Annotated in this window: 22 protein-coding genes; 4 read left to right on the plus strand and 18 right to left on the minus strand. The window is 71.5% G+C overall.

The window, feature by feature from the left end:
- The 6 genes from FJ108_00450 to FJ108_00475 all read right to left on the minus strand — a co-directional run bounded on the left by FJ108_00450 (position 1) and on the right by FJ108_00475 (position 6,522).
- Entirely contained in the window at positions 1 to 1,536 is a 1,536-nt protein-coding gene (locus tag FJ108_00450) for a hypothetical protein (protein ID MBM4334367.1), read from the minus strand.
- A gap of 7 nt (positions 1,537 to 1,543) precedes the next feature.
- The gene (locus tag FJ108_00455) at positions 1,544 to 2,506 is read right to left on the minus strand and encodes a hypothetical protein (GenBank protein MBM4334368.1); all 963 of its coding nucleotides are present in this window, start codon (positions 2,504 to 2,506) and stop codon (positions 1,544 to 1,546) included.
- A complete protein-coding gene (locus tag FJ108_00460) occupies positions 2,317 to 3,102 on the minus strand; it encodes an ABC transporter ATP-binding protein (protein ID MBM4334369.1) in 786 nt (261 codons plus the stop codon). The genes FJ108_00455 and FJ108_00460 overlap by 190 nt, the downstream gene beginning before the upstream one ends.
- Positions 3,103 to 3,182: 80 nt before the next feature.
- Positions 3,183 to 4,025 (minus strand): ABC transporter permease, encoded by an 843-nt coding sequence (locus tag FJ108_00465; GenBank protein ID MBM4334370.1) that lies wholly within the window; start codon positions 4,023 to 4,025, stop codon positions 3,183 to 3,185.
- Positions 4,022 to 4,951: an ABC transporter permease gene (locus tag FJ108_00470; protein ID MBM4334371.1), complete on the minus strand. Its 930-nt coding sequence runs from the start codon at positions 4,949 to 4,951 to the stop codon at positions 4,022 to 4,024. Before FJ108_00470 ends, FJ108_00465 begins: the two co-directional genes overlap by 4 nt.
- Positions 4,948 to 6,522: a peptide ABC transporter substrate-binding protein gene (locus FJ108_00475; GenBank protein ID MBM4334372.1), complete on the minus strand. Its 1,575-nt coding sequence runs from the start codon at positions 6,520 to 6,522 to the stop codon at positions 4,948 to 4,950. Before FJ108_00475 ends, FJ108_00470 begins: the two co-directional genes overlap by 4 nt.
- A 51-nt stretch (positions 6,523 to 6,573) precedes the next feature.
- Here FJ108_00475 and FJ108_00480 point away from each other — a divergent pair, with 51 nt between their 5' ends.
- Together FJ108_00480 and FJ108_00485 are read left to right on the plus strand one after the other, a co-directional pair.
- Positions 6,574 to 7,674, plus strand: coding sequence for a glycosyltransferase family 4 protein (locus FJ108_00480; GenBank protein MBM4334373.1), 1,101 nt, complete (start codon positions 6,574 to 6,576; stop codon positions 7,672 to 7,674).
- Entirely contained in the window at positions 7,671 to 8,927 is a 1,257-nt protein-coding gene (locus tag FJ108_00485) for a hypothetical protein (protein MBM4334374.1), read from the plus strand. The genes FJ108_00480 and FJ108_00485 overlap by 4 nt, the downstream gene beginning before the upstream one ends.
- Here FJ108_00485 and FJ108_00490 read toward each other — a convergent pair.
- The 8 genes from FJ108_00490 to FJ108_00525 form a co-directional block, all read right to left on the minus strand.
- Positions 8,881 to 9,210, minus strand: a complete 330-nt coding sequence (locus tag FJ108_00490) for a hypothetical protein (protein MBM4334375.1) — start codon at positions 9,208 to 9,210, stop codon at positions 8,881 to 8,883. The genes FJ108_00485 and FJ108_00490 overlap by 47 nt on opposite strands.
- Before the next feature lie 35 nt (positions 9,211 to 9,245).
- Positions 9,246 to 10,214 (minus strand): dipeptide ABC transporter ATP-binding protein, encoded by a 969-nt coding sequence (locus FJ108_00495; protein MBM4334376.1) that lies wholly within the window; start codon positions 10,212 to 10,214, stop codon positions 9,246 to 9,248.
- Complete coding sequence (locus tag FJ108_00500) at positions 10,211 to 11,203, minus strand: ABC transporter ATP-binding protein (GenBank protein ID MBM4334377.1); 993 nt, start codon at positions 11,201 to 11,203, stop codon at positions 10,211 to 10,213. The genes FJ108_00495 and FJ108_00500 overlap by 4 nt, the downstream gene beginning before the upstream one ends.
- Positions 11,200 to 11,958 (minus strand): outer membrane lipoprotein LolB, encoded by a 759-nt coding sequence (locus tag FJ108_00505; protein MBM4334378.1) that lies wholly within the window; start codon positions 11,956 to 11,958, stop codon positions 11,200 to 11,202. Before FJ108_00505 ends, FJ108_00500 begins: the two co-directional genes overlap by 4 nt.
- Positions 11,955 to 13,796, minus strand: a complete 1,842-nt coding sequence (locus FJ108_00510) for a tetratricopeptide repeat protein (protein MBM4334379.1) — start codon at positions 13,794 to 13,796, stop codon at positions 11,955 to 11,957. The genes FJ108_00505 and FJ108_00510 overlap by 4 nt, the downstream gene beginning before the upstream one ends.
- A 117-nt stretch (positions 13,797 to 13,913) precedes the next feature.
- Positions 13,914 to 14,537: an adenylyl-sulfate kinase gene (cysC, locus tag FJ108_00515; GenBank protein ID MBM4334380.1), complete on the minus strand. Its 624-nt coding sequence runs from the start codon at positions 14,535 to 14,537 to the stop codon at positions 13,914 to 13,916.
- Complete coding sequence (locus FJ108_00520; protein MBM4334381.1) at positions 14,534 to 14,944, minus strand: iron-sulfur cluster assembly scaffold protein; 411 nt, start codon at positions 14,942 to 14,944, stop codon at positions 14,534 to 14,536. Before FJ108_00520 ends, cysC begins: the two co-directional genes overlap by 4 nt.
- On the minus strand, positions 14,908 to 16,113 hold the full coding sequence (locus FJ108_00525; protein MBM4334382.1) for an aminotransferase class V-fold PLP-dependent enzyme: 1,206 nt from the start codon (positions 16,111 to 16,113) through the stop codon (positions 14,908 to 14,910). The genes FJ108_00520 and FJ108_00525 overlap by 37 nt, the downstream gene beginning before the upstream one ends.
- Before the next feature lie 52 nt (positions 16,114 to 16,165).
- On the opposite strand from FJ108_00525, the gene FJ108_00530 reads away from it, so the two are divergent.
- Together FJ108_00530 and FJ108_00535 are read left to right on the plus strand one after the other, a co-directional pair.
- The gene (locus tag FJ108_00530; protein MBM4334383.1) at positions 16,166 to 16,978 is read left to right on the plus strand and encodes an outer membrane lipoprotein-sorting protein; all 813 of its coding nucleotides are present in this window, start codon (positions 16,166 to 16,168) and stop codon (positions 16,976 to 16,978) included.
- Between the two features lie 40 nt (positions 16,979 to 17,018).
- Positions 17,019 to 17,795, plus strand: a complete 777-nt coding sequence (locus FJ108_00535; protein MBM4334384.1) for an outer membrane lipoprotein-sorting protein — start codon at positions 17,019 to 17,021, stop codon at positions 17,793 to 17,795.
- A 3-nt stretch (positions 17,796 to 17,798) separates the two neighbouring features.
- Here FJ108_00535 and erpA read toward each other — a convergent pair whose 3' ends face one another.
- The 4 genes from erpA to FJ108_00555 are packed head-to-tail and all read right to left on the minus strand — an operon-like array spanning position 17,799 to position 21,514.
- The gene (gene erpA / locus FJ108_00540) at positions 17,799 to 18,128 is read right to left on the minus strand and encodes an iron-sulfur cluster insertion protein ErpA (GenBank protein MBM4334385.1); all 330 of its coding nucleotides are present in this window, start codon (positions 18,126 to 18,128) and stop codon (positions 17,799 to 17,801) included.
- Positions 18,129 to 18,132: 4 nt separating this feature from the next.
- Positions 18,133 to 18,900: a TlyA family RNA methyltransferase gene (locus tag FJ108_00545; protein MBM4334386.1), complete on the minus strand. Its 768-nt coding sequence runs from the start codon at positions 18,898 to 18,900 to the stop codon at positions 18,133 to 18,135.
- A gap of 3 nt (positions 18,901 to 18,903) precedes the next feature.
- Positions 18,904 to 20,790 (minus strand): 1-deoxy-D-xylulose-5-phosphate synthase, encoded by a 1,887-nt coding sequence (gene dxs, locus FJ108_00550; GenBank protein MBM4334387.1) that lies wholly within the window; start codon positions 20,788 to 20,790, stop codon positions 18,904 to 18,906.
- Positions 20,791 to 20,797: 7 nt separating this feature from the next.
- Positions 20,798 to 21,514, minus strand: coding sequence for a polyprenyl synthetase family protein (locus tag FJ108_00555; protein ID MBM4334388.1), 717 nt, complete (start codon positions 21,512 to 21,514; stop codon positions 20,798 to 20,800).
- Positions 21,515 to 21,619: the final 105 nt, after the last annotated feature.

Genomic DNA, 21,619 nt, shown 5'->3' on the forward strand with positions numbered 1-21,619 from the left:
TCAGGTCCGCCGGCGCCACCAGCTCACGACTCCGAGCAGCAGGATCGCCTCGGGCAGCGCGAAGAGCGCCAGGAAGCGGAAGTCGGCGAACTGCTCGAGCGTCATGTTCACCGAAGCCACGCGCGGTCGCTTGCGGTCGATGGTCGCGAACTCCTCGGACCCGGTGAGCCAGCTCGCGGCGTTCAGGAAGAAGTCGCCGTTGTAGAACTGCGTGACGTAGCGATTGCGCATGAAGTCGGAATCCCCGACGACGACCAGCCGCCCGCCGCGTGTCTTTCCCGCAGGCGGGCTCCACTCGCGGGCGACCGCGACCGCCAGCGGTCCGGGCCGGTCCTTCGCCGGATCGAGGCCGACCGGCTGCGACGCCAGCAGGCCCGCGGTGTCGCTCTCGCCCCAGCTCTCCGAACTCGTCGTCGCGAGCTCCACGAGCGCCGCATCCGAGCCCTCGACCTTGCGCACGGGCCGCGCGAGCCGGAACACGGTCGGATTTCCGGCGAGCTTCTCGGTGATCGGGTGGGCCCCGTAGGTCTGCACCACCGGCTGTACACCGAGCTGTGGACCTGCGAAGAGCTGCACCTGCTGCTCGACCACGATCTCGGCGCCGAGCTCGACGCCCCACTTCGCGAGCTGCGCCTCGAGGTTGGTGTTCATGGTCGGATCGGCCGCCACGAGAAGCGATCCGCCGCGCTGCAGGTACTGGTCGAGCAGCTCGAGCTCGCGGTCGGCGAGCGCGTGGTCGGGGCCGGCCACGATCACGGCATCGGCGTCGGCGGGCACCGCGTCCTCGCTGGCGAGCAGGAGCTCCGCCACGCTGACGTTCTCGTCCTCGAGCCCGCCGCGCACGGCCGAGGCGCCCGGGCCCTTGTCGTCGCTCGGCGCGGCCTCGCCGTGCCCTTTCAGGAAGTAGATCTTCTTCTGGGTCGAGAGCGCCTGGCGCACGGCGCGGGTGAGAGACTGCTCGCTCACGTCGACGGCCTTCACCGTTCCTCGGGCGGACTCGCAGGGCCCGTTGCAGACGACGACCACGCCCTCGCGGCTCGCGATCTCGAACTTGTGCGCGAGATCCGGGCGCTCGTTCGGATCGAAATAGCGGACCTTCACCCGCGGGCTCGCGTAGGCGTACTTCTCCAGCGCCTGACGCGCCGGCCCCTCGCCACCGCGCGTGTAGAACGCGTAGACCTCGACCTGTCCGTCCTCGGGGATCGCCGCCAGCACGTCGAGCGTGCCCTGGGCGAGCGAGTGCGTCTGCGCCTCGGTCCAGTCCCAGTGCACCGGGTGGCGCATCGACAGCCAGGCGAGCACGCCGGTGATCACGAGCAGGAGGACCGTCTGCACCAGCACGTTCGCGCCGCCGCGCGCGGTCGAGGAGCCGAAGAGCTCCGTGACCCGTCCTGCGCCGCGCACGGCGGCTGTGAGCAGGAGCCCGAGCCCGAGCACGAGGTGGAAGCCGACGATCGGCGGCGATGCGGCGGCGAAGAGACCGAAGAGACCGAAGACGGTGAGAATCGTGCCGAGGATCGCGAGCAGCGTGTCCATCGCGGTCCTACCTCCAGCGCAGCGAGTCGACCGCGGCGCGGGCCAGCGCGAGCGACGCGAGGATGGTGAGTCCGAAATACGCCAGATCCTCGGAGCGCACGTCACCGGCGAGTCCCGCCTCGTAGTGCGTGCTCGTGCCGAGCCAGCGCAGCACCGCCTTCATCGTCTCGCTCTGCGAGCTCTCGGCCGCGAACGGGATCAGCAGCAGCACCAGCGCGGCCGCGACGCCGACCAGTCCCGCCACGATCTGGCTGCGCGTGAGCGCGGAGATGAAGCAGCACAGCGCCGCGAGCGACAGCGAGTACAGGAGCAGCGTCTGCAGCCCCGCGAGCGTCTGCCAGAGCTCCGGATCGCCATAGGCGAAGAGCAGCAGCGGGTAGAGCGCCGTGAGCGCGGTGACCAGCGCGAGCAACGCGGCGATCGCGAGGAACTTTCCGAGCACGATTTGCGTGCTCGTGACCGGGCTCGTGAGCAGAAGCTCGATCGAGCCCGTCGCGCGCTCCTCCGCGAACGCGCGCATCGCGAGCAGCGGCACCACGAAGGCCAGGAAGATCGCGAAGGTCGAGAACGACTGCGCGACCACGATCGCCTGCAGATTCCACTGCTCGAGCAGGTTCGTCATGCCGAGCGCCTGGATCTGCTCGAGCTGCACCAGGAACATGCCGAGGCTCGCGAAGAAGACGAAGCCCGCGAAGAGCATGTAGACCGCGATCAGCACGTAGGCGACGGGCGTCGCGAAGATCGAGCGCAGCTCGCGGCCGGCGATGGCCAGAACGTGACTCACGGCTGCCCCTCCGCGATCGCGGCGACGGCGGCGGCCGAGGCTTCCGCGGCCGCCCTGGCGTCGCGGCTCGCGGCCGCTTCGACCTCGCGCATGAAGACCTGCTCGAGCGATCCCTGCTCGCGAAGCGCGTCGAGCCGCGCGTCCACGCGAAGCTGGCCGTAGGCGATCAGGAGCACGCGCTGACAGATCGCCTCGACCTCCGCCAGGATGTGCGTCGACAGGATCACCGTGCGCCCCTCCTCGGCGGAGAGCCGGCGGATCAGCTCACGGATCTCCACGATCTGGATCGGATCGAGGCCGGAGGTCGGCTCGTCCAGGATCAGCACCGCCGGCTCGTGCACGATGGCCTGAGCCAGTCCGACGCGCTGACGGTAACCCTTCGAGAGCGTGCGGATCACCCGATCCGCGACCGAATCCAGACCGCAGGATCCGAGCGCGCGCTCGACCTTCTCCGCGCGCTCCGCGCGCGGCACGTCGTGGAGCGTGGCGACGTAGCGCACGTAGTCGCGAACTCGCATCTCCGGGTAGAGCGGCGGCGATTCGGGCAGGTAGCCCGTCACGCGCTTCGCGGAATTCGGCTCGACCGCGAGGTCGAAGCCGCCGACGACGGCTCGGCCCTCGCTCGGCGGCAGGTAGCCGGTCAGGATTCGCATCGTGGTCGTCTTTCCAGCGCCGTTGGGGCCCAGAAACCCGACGACCTCGGACTTGGCGATCTCGAACGAGACACCGCGGATCGCGGTGAGTCCTCCGTAGCGCTTGGTCAGTGCGTCCGCCTTGATCAAGTGCTCTGCTCCCTTCTGGCTGCGGCAAGTGGCCCGAGTTTAACCCGCGAGATCGGTTGGGCAAGCATCGCTTTCGCCCGCTAACTGCGGCTGCGCGGGTCGAGCGCCGCGCGCATCGCCTCGCCGAGAAGATGAAAGCCGACGAGCGCGAGCAGGATCGCGAGACAGGGAAACAGAATCAGATGCGGGTAGGAGCGCATTGCTTCGAATCCGTCGCTCGCCAGCGTCCCCCAGCTCGAGAACGGCGGCTGGATGCCGAGCCCGATGAACGAGAGCGTCGATTCCGCCAGGATCGCCGCCGGGATCTGGAACGCGGCCGCGACCAGGATCGGACCCGCGACGTTGGGCAGCACGTGGCGCAGCAGGATCCTGCGGTCTCTCAGCCCGAGCGCGCGCGCGGCCTCTACCCAGAGCTCCTCGCGAGCCTGCAGAACCAGCGCGCGCACCAGCCGGGCGATCCCGACCCAGCCCACGAAGCCGAGCGCCACGACCAGCGCCGCGACCCGACGCGCGATGTCGGGAACCGCCGCGAGCGTTCCCTGCAGCACCTCGATCAGGAGCACGATCACGAGCACGTCGGGGAGCGCGTACACGACGTCGACGATTCGCATGAGCCACCCGTCGACGCGCCCCCCGACCCAGCCGGCGAGCAGGCCGTAGCCGAGGCCGATCAGCAGCGCGAGCGTCGTCGCTCCGATCGCGACCAGGAGCGAGACGCGCGCGCCCTCACTCACGCGGGCGAGCAGATCGCGGCCGAGCGCATCGGTGCCCAGCCAGTGCGCGCGCGATGGCGGCTCGAGCGCATGCTCCGCATCCTGCGCGTCGAAGCGGACGCCCGCGACCCGATCGCCGGCGAGCGAGAGCGCGACGAGCGCGGCGATCAGCAGCGCGCCGAGAAGACCCGTCATTCGCGCGCCGCTCATCCATCGTCCCCGGAGACGCGGATTCGCGGATCGAGCCAGGCGTAGAGCAGGTCCACCGCGAGATTCGCGAGCACCACCAGCACCGCGTAGACCAGGGTCACGCCGAGCACGAGCGGGTAGTCGCGGTTGGTCACGGCGGTGACGAAGAAGCGGCCCATTCCCGGGATCGCGTAGATCTTCTCGACCACGAACGAGCCGGTGAGCAGGGTCGCGAGCAGCGGGCCGAAGTACGTCGACACCGCGAGCAGCGCGTTGCGGAGCACGTGAAGGCGCCTCAGTCGCGACTCCGGAACACCCTTGGCGCGCGCCGTGCGCACGAAGTCCTGGCCCATCACGGCGACGACCTGAGCGCGGGTGAGCTGCGTGACGTAGGCGAGCGGCAGCGCCGCGAGCGTGAGCGCGGGAAGGATCGCGTGTCGCGGCCCTTCCCAAAGGCCGGCCGGCAGCCAGTCGAGCCAGAGCCCGACGACGAGAATCAGTCCGGCTCCGATCACGAAGCTCGGCGCCGAGACACCGACCAGCGAGAGCCACGCGACCGAGCGGTCGAGCGCCGTGCCTCGGCGCGTGCCCGCCGCGAGCCCGAGCGCGATTCCGCCCGCGATCGCGATCGCGAGCGCGAGCAGCCCGAGCTCGACCGAAACCGGCAGCGCGTCGAAGAGGATCTCGCGCACGTCGCGGCCCGGGTACTTGTACGACGGGCCGAGATCTCCCTTCAGGACCCGTCCCAGATAGTCGAAGTACTGCTCCGCGACCGTGCCGTCGAGCGCGTAGCGGCGCTCGAGATTGCGCAGGATCTCCGGCGGAAGCGTCTTCTCCTTGTCGAACGGGCCGCCCGGCAGGAAGCGAAGCAGCGCGAACGTGAGCGTGGCGACCACCCAGAGCACGCCTGCGCCCGCGATCAGTCTGCGCGCGACGAAGCCGATCACTCGGCCCGAACCCGGTCGAAGAAGTACAGGTCCATGGCGCTGGGCACGAAGCCGCGCACGCGCCGCGCCACCGCGTGGTTCGACGCGGTCACGAAGAGCGGGACGATCGGCACGTCCCGCTCGCAGAGGATCACCTGCGCCCGGTCGTAGAGCTCCTGCCGAGCCGCAGGATCGGTCGCGCGCGCAGCGCGCTCGACCAGCTCGTCGTAGCGGGGATTCGCCCATCCGGTGTGGTTGTTCTCGCTGTACGAGGTGAACAGATTCATGAAGTTGTCGGGGTCGGGGAAATCCGCGCCCCAGCCCAGCCGGAAGACCGGCGGCGGGGCGGTCGAGAGCTCTTTCAGGAACACCTTCCACTCGCGGTTCTCGAGCTCGACGCGCACGCCGAGGTGCTCGCGCCAGAGCGCCTGGACCCGCTCCGCGACGAGCTTGTGCGTCTGGTCGCTGTTGAAGACGATGCGAACCGGCGCGAGCGCCGCGGGGTCGACGCCCGCCTCGCGAAGCAGACTGCGGGCGCGCTCGGGCTCGAAGCCGAGGCCGATCGCCGGGTTCGCGTGCGGCATGGCCGGCGGGATCCACGACGGCCAGGGCTGCTCGCCGCCGCGCAGCAGCGCGGGGAAATCCGCGCGGTCGATCGCGAGCGCGAACGCGCGTCGGACGCGAGCGTCGTCGAACGGCGGCGTGCGCACGTCGAAGCCGTAGTAGTAGCCGCGCAGCAGCGGCTGGCGCAGATACTCCGGACGATTCTCGTAGCGGCGGATCTCGAGCGGCGGAAGCTTCACCAGATCGATCAGGCCCTGCTCCCAGAGCACCAGCGCCGTGCTGTCCTCCTCGATCATGTAGGCGACGATCCGATCGAGCGGCGGGCGTCCCTCCCAGTAGCGCTCGTTCGCGCGCAGCACGAGCCGGTACTCGTGGCGCCACTCGTCGAGCACGAACGGCCCGAGCGAGACCAGGTTCGGCGGCTCGGTCCAGTGCTCGCCGTAGCGCTCGATCAGGTCGCGCCGCTGCGGAAAGGTCACCATGAAGTTCAACAGCGCGGGGAAGTAGACGATCGGCGCCTCGAGCTCGACCTCGAGCGTCGCATCGCCGAGCGCCCGCACCCCCACCTGTGCCGGATCGTCGATCGTCCCCGCGTTGTACGCGCGGGCGTTCTTCAGCGGGAACAGGAAGTACGCGTACTCGGCCGCGGTCGCCGGCGCCAGCAGCCGCAGCCAGCTGTCGACGAAGTGCTGCGCGCGAAGCGGAACGCCGTCGCTCCAGACCACGCCCGGGCGGAGCGCGAAGCGGTAGGTGCGTCCGTCGGGCGAGACCGACCAGCTCTCGGCCAGGTCGGGCTCGGCGCGAAGCTCGCGATCCAGGCGCGTGAGGCCGCGCATCAGCTGCCCGATCGCGATGATCGAGACCCCGTCCGTGGCCAGGCTCCAGTCGAGCGAGGGAGGCTCGGTCTCGAGATTGATGCGCAGCTCGCCGCGCTCGGGCGCCTCGCTCCCGACGCCGCAGCCGAACGGGCCCGCGACGAGCAGCGCGAAGACGGCCAGTCTCCCTGCCCTGCTGCGCCCCCCCGGCATGGACGATCAGGTACCGGGGATCGAGCGGGGCCGCCAGGCTACTCTCCGGACATGCGCGCCGCGATCACGATCGAGAGCTTCCGGCCCGGCCCGGGTGGCGTCGAAGGCGTCGCCTGGCAGCTCGCGCGCGAGCTCGGCCGCCGCGGCGCGGACATCACCGTGCTGTGTCGCGTCGCGTCCCGGGAGGCGCCGCCCGGCGTTCGAGTGCTACCGCTCGGCGGCCCGGCGTTCTGGCAGCCGCTTCGCGTGCTCGAGTTCTCGCGCCGCGCCGCGCGCGCGAGCAGCGGCGGCCGCTTCGAGCTGGTGCAGGCCTTCTCGCGCACGCTGCACCAGGACGTGTACCGCGCTGGCGGAGGCAGTCACGCCGCGTACCTGGAGAGCGTCCACGGCAGCGCCGGTCTGCGCGCGAGGCTCTCGCCGCGGCACCGGACGCTGCTCGCGATCGAAGCGAGGATCTTCCGGGATCCGCGCCAGACGATCCTGTGCAACTCGCGGCTCGTCGCGGCGGATCTGGAGCGGCGCCACGCCGTGCCCGCGGAGCGTCTGGCGGTGATCTACAACGGCGTGGATCTCGAGCGCTTCCACCCGCGCGAGCGCGAATCGCTCGGAGCGCGCCTCCGCGCCGAGCTGCGCGTCGACGGCGCGCTCGCACTCTTCGTCGGCAGCGGCTTCGCGCGCAAGGGCTTGGACCGCGCGATCGCGGGCCTGGCCGCTTCGGGCGTGAAGGCGGAGCTCCTGGTCGCGGGTGCCGGGGATCCGGGCCCGTTCCAGCGCCAGGCCGAGGCGCTAGGCGTCGGCTCGCGGCTTCGCTTTCTGGGCGTGCGCGGCGACGTCGAGGCGCTCTACGCGGCCGCGGATCTGCTGGTCCTGCCGACGCGCTACGACCCGTTCGCGAACGCGTGTCTCGAGGCGATGGCCGCGGGCCTGGCGGTCGCGACCACGCCGAGCAACGGCGCCGCGGAGCTGCTCGTGGACGGCGCGAACGGCTTCGTCTGCGACGGGGACTTTTCACGTGCGTTTCGCGCGCTCGACGATCCCCGCCGGCTGCGCGAGCTGGGCGACGCGGCCCGAACCACCGCCGAGCGCTTCGGCTGGGGCGCGCACGCCGACGCCGTGCTGGCGCTGTGGCAGAGGCTTCGCGCGCGCGCATGAGCGAGCCCGCCGAAATCGCCGCCGCGCTCCGGGCCGGGGCGACACTTCCGGGTGTCGAGATCCTGAAGCGGAACTCCGCACGAATCGTCGCGCGCGCGGGCGACACGTTGCTCAAGATCTTCCTGGAGCGGCCGGCGAACGCCGCGCGCGAGGCGCGCGCGCTGGCGCGAGCCCGCGCGCTCGGAGTCCCGGTTCCGGAGCTTCGCGGCTCGGGCGCGGACTGGAACGCGACGGGCTTTCTCTCGGACGCTCGGCCCGCCACGCGCTCCGACCTGCCCGCGATCCTCTCGGCCAGCGCCGACGCGCACCGGCGCGGTCTGCTCCACGGCGATCTGCACCTGGGAAACCTGCTCGTCGATCGGGGCCGGATCGTCTTCCTCGACCTGCAGCGCGCGCGCTTCCTGCCCTGGGTTCCCGGATTCCTGCGCCGCTGGGAGCTGGGCTACCTGGCCTACTCGCTCGGCGAGCCGCTGCCGGCCGAGCTCGCACGGGTCCGCCTCTGGCGCGACCGCCGCGCGCAGACGCACTGGCGAAGTCGCAGCCGCCGCTGTCTCGCGGAGAGCGGCGGCTTCACCGCCTTCGAGCTCGAGGGGCTGAAGGGATTTCGCCGCCGCGATTCCGACGAGGCGCGACTCACGCGTCTGCTCGCCTCGCTCGACCGCCAGACACCGTTCAAGGACGCGGCCAAGACGCGGCTCTTCCGCGCGGACGCGCGCGTCGTGAAGCTGCACGCGCGCGCGCGCGACGCGCGTGCAGCGTGGCTCGCTGGAAACGGCCTCGAAGCGCGCGGTCTGTCGACCGGAACCCCGCTCGCCTGGGTCGGGCGCTGGCTCGTGATGGAGGACGCGGGCCCGACGCTCGACGCCTGGGTGGACCGCGAGCTCGCGGGCGCGAGCGGCGCGGTCCGCGACGAGCTCGCCGCGCGGCTCGGCTCGCTTCTGGCTACCCTGCACCGGCGCGGCATCTACCACGCCGACCTGAAGGCGAACAACGTCGTCTGGTCGCCGGGTCGCGAGGCCCGGCTGCTCGACTACGGGCGCGTGCGCTTCGGTCGACGCGTCTCGAGGCGCAGGCGAGTGAAGAATCTCGCACAGCTCAACGCCGCGCTTCCGAACCAGGTTCCCGCCGCCCTGCGCGAGGCGGCGCTCGCGCGCTACCTCGCGGAGAGCAGCTACGCCGACGATCCCTCGCGCCTGCGCCGCGACGTCATCGCGGAGAGCCTGCGCCGCTCCCACCATTGGCGAGGATGCTGACCCAGCGGTAATAGGAGCTCGCGAGCGATCCGCTCGAGCCCTCGCGGAATTCGAGCGGCGGCGTGCTCGGCGCGCTCTTCACGATCGACTCGAACGCCGCGATCTTCTTGGGCAGGTCGTCCTTGTTGGGACTGTGGAAGATCACGTCCACGCGCGGACGGACGAAGAGCACGTTCATCACGAGCGTGACCAGCCGGAACATCTTCTCGGGGCCCTCCATGGCCTCCACCGAGAAGTACGGAATGTCGACCTTGTCCAGGTCGAAGGTGTATTCGACGCGCATCTTGTGGTTCTCCTCCGGTTCGGTTTGGCGTGGGATCAGAACGGTGCCAGGTGACAGGCCGTGACGTGCCGGTCCGCCACCTCGCGGAGCTCCGGCCGCTCCGCGGCGCAGCGCAGGATCGCCTTCGGACAGCGAGGGTGGAACGCGCAGCCCGAAGGGGGCGCGATCGGGCTCGGCACGTCGCCCGACAGCACGATCCGTCGCTGCACCCGGGTCGGATCGGGCGTCGGCACGGCCGAGAGCAGCGCCTCGGTGTAGGGGTGCTGTGGCCGACCGTAGAGCGAATCGGCTGGGCCGTACTCGACGATCCGGCCCAGGTACATCACCGCGACCCGCCGGGACAGATGGCGCACGACGCGCAGGTCGTGCGAAATGAACAGGTACGCCAGCCCGAAGCGCCGCTGCAGATCGAGGAGCAGATTCAGGATCTGCGCCTGGATCGAGACGTCGAGCGACGAGACCGGCTCGTCGGCCACGACCAGACGCGGCTCGAGCGCCAGCGCGCGCGCGATCCCGATCCGCTGCCGCTGGCCGCCGCTGAACTCGTGCGGGTAGCGTGCGGAGTGCTCGGGCGCGAGGCCGACGATCTCGAGCAGCTCGGAGACCCGGCGCTCGCGCTCTGCGCCGCGCGCGAGCCCGTGCACGCGAAGGCCCTCCGCGATCGCCTCGCCCACCGTCATGCGCGGGTTCAGCGATGCGAACGGATCCTGGAAGACAATCTGCATGCGCCGGCGCATGCCGCGCAGCTCGCTGCGACCCAGCGCGCGCAGATCGCAGTCCTCGAAGCGGATCTCGCCCGAGTCGGGCTCGATCAGGCGCAGCGCGAGGCGCGCGAGCGTCGACTTGCCGCAGCCCGATTCGCCGACCAGCCCGACGGTCTCGCCGGCCTCCACGTCGAGATCGACGTCGTCGACGGCCGTCAGGCGGGCGCGGCGTCCGAAGCTTCCGCCCCCGACCGGGAAGCTCTTGCGCAGCCCGCGGATCCGCAGCAGCGGCTGCGTCACGTCCGAGCCCCGGCGCCCGACACCGGATTGTGACATGCCACCCGATGCCCGGACGAGCCCGGCCCGAGCTCGGGATCGCGCACCGCGCAGACTTCGGTCGCCCGCGTGCAGCGCTCGCGGAAGCTGCAGCCCGCCGGGCGCGAGACCAGATCGGGGACGCGACCCTCGATCACGTGCAGCCGCTCGCCCGGGCGGGTGCGGGCCGAAGGCAGCGCCTCGAGCAGACCGGCCGTGTAGGGGTGCCGCGGCGCCGCGAAGATCTCCAGCACCGAGCCGGTCTCGACCACCCTTCCCGCGTACAGAACCGCCAGCCGTTCCGCGCTCTCGGCCACGATGCCCAGATCGTGCGTGATCAGCAGGACCGCCATCGCGAAGCGGCTCTTCAGCCGCTCCAGCAGCTCGAGGATCTGCGCCTGGATCGTGACGTCGAGAGCGGTGGTCGGCTCGTCCGCGATCAGCACCGCCGGATCGTTCGCCAGCGCCATCGCGATCATCACGCGCTGGCGCATCCCGCCGGAGAGCTGATGCGGGTAGTCGCGTGCGCGCTTTCGCGACTCGGGAATGCCGACGAGCTCGAGGAGCTCGATCACGCGCGCGTCGCGCTCGGTGCGCGAAACCGTTCGGTGTACGGTGAGCGCCTCTCCGATCTGGTCGCCGATCCGGAACACCGGATTCAGGCAGGTCATCGGCTCCTGGAAGATCATCGCGATCCGGTTGCCGCGGATGTGGCGCATCTCCTCGTCGCCAAGCCGGAGCAGGTCGCGACCCTCGAAGACGATCTCTCCGGCCTCGATCGAAGCCGGCGGCTGGGGCAGCAGCCGCAGGATCGAGAGCGCCGTGACCGACTTCCCGCAGCCGGACTCGCCCACGACGCCGAGCGTCTCGCCGGCGAAGAGCTCGAGGTCGATCCGGTCGACCGCCGGAAGCTTCCCGCGCGGCGTCTCGAAGCTGGTGCGCAGGCCGCGCAGCGCGAGCACGGGCTCGCTCACGGGGTCGCCTCGCGCTCGACCCGGAACAGGCTCGTCTCGAGGCGCGGATTCAGCTCGACCGACTCGAGCGCGAGCTCGGCGCGAAGTCCGGTCTCCGGAAACGACAGCACCACGCGGAACGGATAGCGGCCGCCCGGCACGTCCCGCCACGCCTCGTACTGCGCGGTCCAGCGCACCGCCCCCGAGCCATCGAGCGATTCGATCCCCGCGAGCTCCCCGTCGCCCGAGAAGCGCAGGCTCTGGTCGGCGAACGAGACCTCGCGCTCGGCTTCCCGCGCGCGGATCGCCAGCGCGGGCCAGGCTACGGGCCTGGGCGTGGCGAGCAACGCCCCGGCAGCCTCGTCGGGCGCGAAGTCGAGCCCGAGCCGCTCGCGCAGCACCTCGGACGAGACCTCGCCGTCGTCGAGCGACCGGCCGTCGTAGAACGCGTAGCGCTCGCCGTCGGTGACCAGAAGCGTCGCCGCCTGGCCGAGCACGTTCAGGCTCTCGAGCCGGAGCCGCGCCGGCCGCTCCACCAGGATCACCTGCCTCACGTCGCCCGACCCGCGCGGTCCGGTGACGCTGAGCTTGCCCACGGCGCGAAGCGTGCGGCGCGCCTCGGCTTCGCCGATCGCGCGCTCCACGCGCGCGCGGATGGCGGCGTCCTCGCCGACGACGGTCCGGAACGCGGGCACGCCCCGCGCGGACACGCACGCCGAGAGCAGCAGGAGGGCGAGCGCCCCCGAGGCGCGAAGCGCGGATCCGAGCGGCGTCACTCGCGCTTGGCGCCGCGGAGCTCGAGTCGCAGGGTCTCGATCTCGCGCTGGATCCGCGCCGCGTCGTCGGCCTCCGGCTCGAGCGCGAGCGCGCGCTCGTAGGTGACCAGCGCGTCTTCGAGTCGCGCGAGCGACCGGTAGGCGTCGCCGAGGTGCCAGGTGATCACCGGGTCGCCCTTGTCGAGCAGCTCCAGCGCGTGCTCGAGCTGCGTGCGCGCGGCGTTGAAGGAGCTTCGGGCCGCATCGCTCTCCCCGGCCGCGAGCTGCTTCAGCCCGCGCTGGTAGAAGAGCCAGCCGAGGCTGTCCGTGATGTAGCCATCCCCGGGCTTGAGCGCGATCGCGCGCCGGATCATCTGCTCGGCCTCGTCGAGCCTCTCGCCCTGCTCCGCCCAGGTGTAGCCGATGTAGTTCAGCGCGCTGGCGTTGTCGGGGTCGATCTCGAGCACCTCGTGCATCAGCTCGAGCGATCGGTCGCGGTCGCCGGCCTCGCCGTGGATCACACCGAGGTCGTAGTACAGGTCGGGCTTGTCCGGATTCGCCTGAATCAGCGTCTCCATGATGGCAACCGCGCCGGCGAGGTCGCCGCTGCGCTGGGTCACGCCTGCGAGATACACCTGCAGCGTGAGATTGTCCGGCGACGCCGCGATCGCGCGCCTGAGCTCCGCCTGGGCGCGCGGCCAGTCCTTGCGGCGCTCCCAGATTCGCGCCATCGCCGTGCGGGCGTCGACGAAGCGCGGCGAGCTCTGCGGCACCTGCTCGAGCTCGGCGAGCGCCTCGTCGCTGCGCCCGGCCTCGACGTGCACCAGCCCGACGAAGTAGCGCACCTCGTTCTCGTAGCTCTCCGGGGCGCCGCCCTCGCCGCCGCTTCGAGCCACGGCCTGGAACCGCGCGATCGCGTCGTCGTAGCGGCCGGCCTCGTAGTAGAAGAGCCCGAGGCGGAACTGCGGACCGGCGAGCTCCGGGTGCTCCGATACCAGCGTCTCGAGGGTTTGCGTCGCGGCTTCGCGTTCGCCGGCGTCCTCCTGGATCTGTGCGATGCGCATCAGCGCGCCCGGATCTCCGGGCATGACCGCGAGCCGCTCCTTCAGCACGGCGAGCTCGCCCTTCGCGTCCTTCTGCGCGCTGCGCAGCCGGGCGAGCGCCTCGAAGAGCGCCGGCTGCTCCGGATCGACCACGAGACCCGCGCGGTAGGTCTTCTCCGCGAGCTCCGGTCGGCCCTCGCGCTCCTGCACCGCGCCGAGCGCGAGATGACCGCGGACGTCTTCGGGCGAGGTCGCGATCAGCTTCTCGGCGACGCGCCTGGCTCCGTCGATGCGGTCGAGATTCAGGTAGAGCGTGAAGAGCGTGAACGAGCCTTCGTCATCGAGCCCGCCCTTCTCGAAGAGCGGCTCGAGCAGCTCGACCGCGCGGTCGTACTGGCGCATGCGCACGTGCAGCGTCGCCAGCCCCGCGCGCAGCTCGTGGTCGTCCGGCTCCAGCGCGAGCGCCCGCTCCGCGTAGCCGAGCGCGCGCTCCGGTTCGCCCGCGGAGACCCAGACCTGCGCGAGCGCACGCTGCAGCTCGGGCGAGTTCGGGTCGAGCCGAGCGGCGTGCTCGTACGCCTCGGCGGCTTCGAGCAGCCGGCCGTCGAGCTCGAGCGCGCGGCCGCGCATGAAGGCGGCTCCGGCCTCGGCTTCGGGCGAGACGGGAGCCACGCGGAAGGACGGGCCGGCTCCGGAGTCGTCCCCGCCACGAAGCCGCTCGGAGAATCGCTCGAGGCTCGCGCAGCCGGTAGCGACGAGCACGAGCGCCGCGCCGAGTGCCGCGCGCAGGGTTGCCGCCTTCGTCGCTCGCGTCACCGAAAAACCTCGCAATCTCGCCAGACTAGCAGCGGCCCTGCGGAGCGGCAATCAGACCTTCGCAGGGTCTCTGCACCCCGTATCGGCGCAGGGCGAGTCGGGCTTGCCCGGAGGATCTCAGCCGCGTGCGGGGATCACCCCGAGCTGCTCGAGGAGCGCGGCCAGCCGCTCGACGCACGCATCGAGCGCGAGCTCGGCGGTGTCGAGCCGGAGCTCGGCATCGAGCGGCGGCTCGTACGGAGCCGACACGCCCGTGAACTCCGGGATCTCGCCCGCGCGCGCCTTCCGGTACAGCCCCTTCACGTCCCGGCGCTCGCAGACCTCCAGCGGACAGTCGACGAAGATCTCGAGGAACTGCCCCGCGGGCAGCAGCTCTCGCACGCGATCGCGATCGCGCCGGTAGGGCGAGATGAACGCCGTGAGCACGATCGCCCCGGCGTCGTTCAGGAGCTTCGCGACTTCCCCGACGCGGCGGATGTTCTCGCTGCGATCCTCGGGCGAGAAGCCGAGATTCGCGTTCAGGCCGTGCCGGACGTTGTCGCCGTCGATCACGTAGGCGAGCACGCGGCGGCGGATCAGCGCCTGCTCCAGCGCGCGCGCGAGCGTCGACTTGCCAGAGCCGGAGAGCCCGGTGAACCAGAGCGTCACCGCGCGGTGTCCGAGCAGCGCCTCGCGCTCCGCCTTCGAGACGTGGCTCTCGCTCCAGGTGACGTTCTGGCTCTTCGGTGGTTGGCTCGTCACGGCGCGCGAAGATACGCGAGCGCGCAGCGCAGCGCCGCGAGCGGAAGCTCGGCAAGCCGCCTCTGCTCCGGCAGCAGCTCGAGCTCGTGCGCGATCTCGTCGGCGCCGACCCGGAGCGCGGCCTCGACGCTCGCGCCTTCGATCCGCGCGACCGCGGCGCTCGCGACCGCAATCGCGATCGGACAGCCGAACGCCTGGAAGCGTGCGTGCGTGATCCGCCCGGCGCCGTCGACGCAGAGGTGGAGCCGCACGCGCTGTCCCCCGTCGTCGTGTCGCGCCTCGCCAGAGACCGTGCCCGGGGCTCCCGCAGGCAATCGGCCCGGGCCGCGCGGGTTCCGGAAGTGCTCGAGCACGGCCGCGCTGTACTGCGTCACGTCCGGCCGTCGGCCCGCCGGAGATCGTCCCAGGCCGGCGAGAGCGCGCGCAGGCGGCGGACCTGCGCGATCACGAGCTCCGCGGCGGCGTCGATCTGCGCCTCGTCGTTGCCGCGTCCGATGCCGAAGCGCAGCGCGGAGAGGGAGCGCGCCTCGCCCGCGCCGAGCGCGCGCAGCACGTGGGACGGCTCGCGCTTCGCGGAGGTGCAGGCCGAGCCGACCGAGAGCGCGAGCTCCGGAAGCGCCGCGAGCAGCGCCTCGCCCTCGACGCCGAGGAACGAGAGGTTCAGGTTGCCCGGCAGGCGCGCGCTCGGATGGCCGTTCAGCGCCAGGTTCGGTAGCGACGATTCGAGCCGCGCCAGCAGCCGCGCGCGCAGGCGCTCGTGCCGGGCGAAGTCCGCGACGCGCGCCCCAGCCGCGAGCTCCGCAGCCGCGCCGAAGCCGACGCAGAGCGGCACCGGCAGGGTGCCGCTGCGCAGACCGCGTTCGTGTCCCCCGCCGTGCAGGATCGGCTCGATCCGCGCCCGGCTCGAGCGCCTGCGCACGACCAGCGCACCGATCCCCTTGGGGCCGTAGAGCTTGTGCGCCGAGAGCGACAGGAACTCCACACCGAGCCGTGTCACGTCGACCTCGAGCGCGCCCGCCGACTGCGCGGCGTCGCAGTGGAACGCGACGCCGGCCTCGGCCGCGATCCTCGAAAGCTGCGCGATCGGCTGGATCACGCCGATCTCGTTGTTCGCGTGCATGATCGAGACCAGCGCGGTGCGCGGCTCGAGCGCCGCGCGAAGACCGTCCGGATCGACGAGGCCGTCCGCGTCGACCCCGAGCAGCGTCACGCGGAAGCCCTCGCGCTCGAGCGCGAGACACGGATCCAGAACCGCGCGGTGCTCCGTGCGGCAGCTCACCACGTGATCGCGCTTGCCTCCGCTCGCCCGATGCTGCGCGCGCGCTGCGCCGAGCAAGGCCAGGTTGTTCGCCTCGGTCGCGCCGGACGTGAAGACGATCTCGCGCGGGTCCGCCCCCACCAGCGCCGCGACCTGCGCCCGCGCGCGCTCGACGGCAGCGTCGGCGCGGAAGCCGAATGCGTGGGTGCGGCTGGCGGCGTTGCCGAAGTCCTCGCTGAAATACGGCAGCATCGCCCGGACGACGGCCGGATCGCAGGGCGTCGTCGCGTTGTGGTCGAGGTAGATCGGGCGCGTCACTCGCGGCATTCTGCGGCGTCGCGACCGGGGTCGCCAGACGAAGGGGGAAGCCATGAACAGGTCGACGGCCGCGCTCGCAACCGCCCTGGCTCTCGCGCTGGCCGCGCCGTCCGTCGGCGCAGAGGAACCCGCCGAGCCGTCTGCGGAGGCGCTCGCCCGGGGCTGGTTCGACCAGCTCTTCGGCGCGAGCTCCATCGAGGCCTGGTCGACGGAGTGGGCCGGCGGAGAGATCGTCTTCGCGCTGGCGCGCCGCTGGCAGGACGGTCGCCCGGAGACGTTCGTCCACCTGGTCTCTCCGCGCGCCTACGACGAGCTGAACTTCCTGCTCCGCGACGGCGACGCGGGCCGGCTCGAGCTGCTCTACTACCGCACGCCCAAGCTCTGGAAGGCCGGCGCCAAGGCCGCGCGCGTGATGCCGGCCGTGGTCCCGTCGCCGATCGACCGGCTTCCCTTCGTGCCGGGTCTGCCCGCGCTCGCCGAGATCCAGCCGCCGCGGATCTCGGACTACGCGTACGCGCGCCTCCCGGATCAGGTCGTCGCGAACCAGCCCTGCCGCGTGATCGAGGCGCGGCCGCGCGCCGGAGACCTGGGCTTCGATCGCGTCCGGTACTCGCTGGCGCAGGAGACGGGTGTGTCGCTCGAGACGGTCTGGTGGCTCCGCGAAACGCTGGTTCGACGGGTCACGATCGCACCGGGCGACGTGCGCGACTACTCGGGCCGATTCCTGCCCACCCGCCGCAGCGTGGAGCGGCCGGGATCCGGCACACAGGTGTACGAGCTTGGCCAGCTCATGCTCGACCCGCCGTTTCCCGATCAGCTCTTCACGACCCAGAACCTGAAGGCGGGACGCTTCCCCTCGTACTAGGCCGAGCCGGCCGCGCGATGGGAGCGACCCATGGTGCGGCATGCGTCGGAATACCCCCCTATTCCTGCTGATCGTCGGGCTCTTCCCGTTCCTCACCGGCTTCGACGGCCCCGAGGCGCGCGAGGCGCTCGACACCGTGTTCCGAAATCTCTACTCGCCGGACATGCTCGTCGCGGTCGAGCTGCGCATCGACGAGGGCCAGCCCGACGCCGAAGACGTGACGTTCGCGTACGGGCGCAAGAACAAGGGCGGCGAGACGCGCACGCTGGTCTACACCGGAGACGGTAGCCGCGACGCCTCGCGGCTCCTGCTCTTCCAGCGTCCCGGAGCCCAGGACCGCGCCTTCGCCTCGGAGGGCACCCGCGGACAGGTCCGCGCGGTGAGCGTCGGGCGCCACAAGGGCTCGCTCTTCGGCAGCGACTTCAACTACGCCGACTTCCGCGCGCACTCGGCGGCGGACTACCGGATCGAGGTGCTCGGCGAGGATCGGATCGGCGGCGAGGCGTGCCGCGTGCTGCGACTGCGACCGATCGAGGGTCCGTACACGATGCTTCTCGCGTGGGTCTCGCAGGAGCGGCCGGTCATGCTTCGCACCGACTACTTCGACGAGCAGGGGCTCTGGAAGCGCTACCGCGCGCGGCCGCAGGACATCGAGCGGAACTTCGACTGGTGGGTGCCGATGCAGGACGAGATGATCGACCTGCGCAGCGGCCGCCACACGGTGCGGCAGGTGCGCAACATCCTGATCGGGACCGACGTGCCGGACGACGCCTTCACGCTGACCCAGCTCGCGCGCGGCCGGCTTCCGTCCTTCTAGGCGCTAGGCGCCGAAGGACTGGCCGCAGCCGCAGGTCGATGAGGCGTTGGGGTTCTCGATCTTGAAGCCCGAGCCGTTCAGATCGTCGACGTAGTCGACCTTGGTTCCGAGCAGGTACACGGCGCTCTTCGAGTCGACGACGACGTTCACGCCGTTGCTTCTTCCGGTCTGATCCCAGTCCCCGACCTTGTCGTCGAACATGAGCTGGTACTGCAGTCCGCTGCAGCCGCCGCCCACGACCTTGAGCCGCAGGCTGTAGCCCGCGCGGCCGTCGCGTTCGGTGAGCTGCTTGACCTTTGCCGCGGCCGATTCCGTGAGAGTGATGACCGACATGCGCCTAGTCTAATCGGCGAGGTTCCTCGCGCAAATCGGGCCGCCGGAACAGCAGGAATACCTCGAGGTTTCCCTTCGGTCCGGCAAGATCGCTCTCGGCCTCGCCGAGTGCGACGAGCCCCGCGGCGAGGCCCGCCTCGCGCACCTCGCGCACCGCGCGCGCGCGGAGCTCCGGGTCGCGGACCACTCCGCCCTTCCCGACCGCGCCGCGCTCGAGCTCGAACTGCGGCTTGACCAGAAGCAGCAGTCTCGCGCCCGGTCGTGCGAGCGCGATCAGACGCGGCAGGAGCTGCCGGAGCGAGATGAACGACACGTCGGCGCAGACGAGGTCGAAGCGTTCGTCGCCCGGCTCGAGCTCGAAGTGGCGCAGGTTCGTGCGCTCGCGCACCCGAACGCGGGGATCGCCGCGAAGCGACGCCGCGAGCTGCCCGTAGCCGACGTCGAGCGCGAGAACCTGCCGCGCGCCGCGCTGGAGCAGGCAGTCGGTGAAGCCGCCGGTCGAGGCGCCGACGTCCGCGCAGCGCAGGCCCGTGACGTCGAGCCCGAACGCGTCGAGCGCGCCCGCGAGCTTCTCGCCGCCACGCGAGACGAAGCGCGCGCGCGTGGCCAGCACGAGCTGCGCATCGGCCGGCACCTGCAGGCCCGCCTTGTCGAGCACTCGATCGCCGAGCCTCACCTCGCCGGCGAGGATTCGCGCGCGTGCGCGCGATAGCGACGCCTCGAGCCCGAGCGCGACGAGCCGCTCGTCGAGACGCACGCGCGCCTTCGCCACGGCCTAGCGCCCGAGCAGCTCGCGGGCCGCGCGCTCGATGCCGGCGGCATCGATTCCGAGCGCTTCGCGCCACTCCGCCTGGGAGCCGTGCTCGATCACGCGATCGGGGATGCCGAGCTCGCGGACCGGAATCGAGATGCGCTGCTCCGCCAGCGCGGCGAGCACGGCATCTCCCATCCCTCCGATCGCGCTGTGCTCCTCGACCACGAGCAGCGCTCCGCAGCGGCGCGCGAGCTCGCCGATCCGGCCCACGTCGACGGGCTTGGCAAAGCGGGCGTTCAGCACCGCGGCGGAGATCCCGTGCTCGGAGAGCCGCTCGGCGGCGTCGAGCGCGGGAGCGACCGAATGCCCGAGCGCGACGATGCCGAGGTCGCGGCCGTCGCGAAGCAGCTCCGCCTCGCCGATCGCGAGGCTCTTCACGTCGTTGTCCAGCGGGACGCCGAGCGCCGCGCCGCGCGGGATGCGCAGCGCGGCCGGGCCCGGGTACTCGATCGCGGTCTTCAGCATCTGGCGCAGCTCGTTCTCGTCCTTCGGCGCCATCAGCACGATGTTCGGCAGCGCTCGCAGGTAGGCGATGTCGTAGAAGCCCTGGTGCGTCGCGCCGTCGGCGCCGACCAGGCCGGCTCGGTCGAGCACGAACGTCACGCCGAGACCCTGCAGGCAGACGTCGTGCACGATCTGGTCGTAGGCGCGCTGCAAGAACGTCGAGTAGATCGCGCAGACCGGCTTCAGCCCCTCGGTCGCGAGCCCCGCCGCGAACGTCACCGCGTGCTGCTCGGCGATCCCCACGTCGTAGAAGCGGTCGGGAAAGCTGGCCTGGAACTTGTCGAGGCCGGTGCCGCCGCTCATGGCCGCGGTGATGCCGACGATGCGCGGATCGTCCTTGGCCAGCTCGATCAGGGCGTCGGCGAAGGCGCCGGTCCACGACGGCGCGCCCGGCGTCGACTTCTTCATCGCGCCCGAGCTGACCTCGAACTGCTCGACGCCGTGGTACTTCACGGGATCGGCCTGCGAGTATTCGTAGCCGTAGCCCTTCTCGGTGCGGCAGTGGATCAGCACCGGGTGCTCGTTGCTCTCGATGTCGCGCGCATTGCGGAACGTCTCGACCAGCTGCGGCAGGTCGTGACCGTCGATCGGGCCGATGTAGTTGAAGCCGAGCCCTTCGAAGAGGTGCGCGGGCGAGATGAAGCCCTTGAAGCTCTGCTCCGCGCGGCGCGCCATCTCGACCAGCTCGTCGCCGGCGCGCGGGATCGACTCGAGGAACGACTTCAACGCGTGCTTGAGGCGCCGCGTCTGCGGCGCCGACCAACGCCGCGCCAGGAAGCTGGTCAGCGCACCGACGTTCTTCGAGATCGACATCTCGTTGTCGTTCAGCACGACGATCAGGTTCGAGAGCCGCAGGTAGCCGGCGTTGTTCAGGCCCTCGTAGGCCATGCCCGCGGTCATCGCGCCGTCGCCGATCACCGCGACCACCTTCTCGCGCCCGCCGCGGCGGCGGATCGCCTCGGCGATGCCGGTCGCCGCCGAGATCGAGGTTCCGGCGTGACCCGCGCCGAAGACGTCGTACTCGGACTCCTGCCGGCGCAGGAACTTCCCCATCCCGTCCTTCGCCCCGATGGTCCCGAACGCCTTGCGGCGCCCGGTCAGCATCTTGTGCGGATAGCCCTGGTGGCCGACGTCCCAGATCAGCCGGTCGCGCGGGGTGTCGAAGACGTAGTGCAGCGCGACCGTGAGCTCGACCGCGCCGAGGCCTGCCGCCAGGTGCCCGCCGGTACGCGAGATCGTGTCGATGATCGCCGAGCGCACCGCGGTCGCGACTTCCGGCAGCCGGGCTTCGGGCAGCTTGCGCAGGTCCTCGGGGGAATCGATCGAGTTCAGGATCTCGCTCATGCGGCCCCTACGGTAGCCGCCCGCTGACCGCGCTAGCCAGCCCGCGCAGGTACAGACCCGAACGGCCGAAGCCCTCGGCGGCGTCGATCGCCTCGGCCACCTCACTCGCGATCCGCGCGCGGGCCGCCTGCGCGTCGCAGACGCGCAGGATCGAGCACTCCTGCGGATCGTCGTCGAGCAAGTCGTCGACCAGCTGGAAGGCCAGCCCGTAGGCCAGGCCGAAGCGGTCCAGGAGCTCGAGCTCGCGCGCCGGCCGGCCCGCGAGCGCGCCGGGCGCCCAGGCGCAGAAGCGAAACAGCGCCGCGGTCTTGCGCTCGTGGATCGAGCCCACCAGCCGCGCCGTCGCATGCTCGGGGCGGAACGCCAGGTCGTCGACCTGCCCTCCCACCAGCGCGCGCGAGCCCGCCGCGTGAGCGAGCCGCGCGAACACCGGGATCGGAGCCTCGCCGCGAGCCAGCACGGCGAATGCCTCGGCGAGCAGCGCGTCGCCGACCAGGATCGCGTTCGCCTCGCCGAACTTCACGTGCACGGTGGGCCGGCCGCGGCGCAGGTCGTCGTCGTCCATCGCCGGAAGGTCGTCGTGCACCAGGGAGTAGGTGTGCACCAGCTCGATCGCCGCGGCGAGCGGCAGCGCGCGATCCGCGTCGAGGCCGCAGGCGCGCGCGGCGGCGAAGACCAGCACCGGGCGAAGCCGCTTGCCGCCGGAGAAGACCGCGTAGCGCATGCCCTCGTGGAGCGATTCGGGCGGCTCGCTCGCTCGCGGCAGCACGTCGTCCAGATAGACGTCGATCCGCGCCGCGCTCTCGGCGAGGAACGCCTCGTGCGAGTC

The organism is Deltaproteobacteria bacterium (genome assembly GCA_016875225.1).
GTDB lineage: Bacteria > Myxococcota_A > UBA9160 > SZUA-336 > SZUA-336 > VGRW01.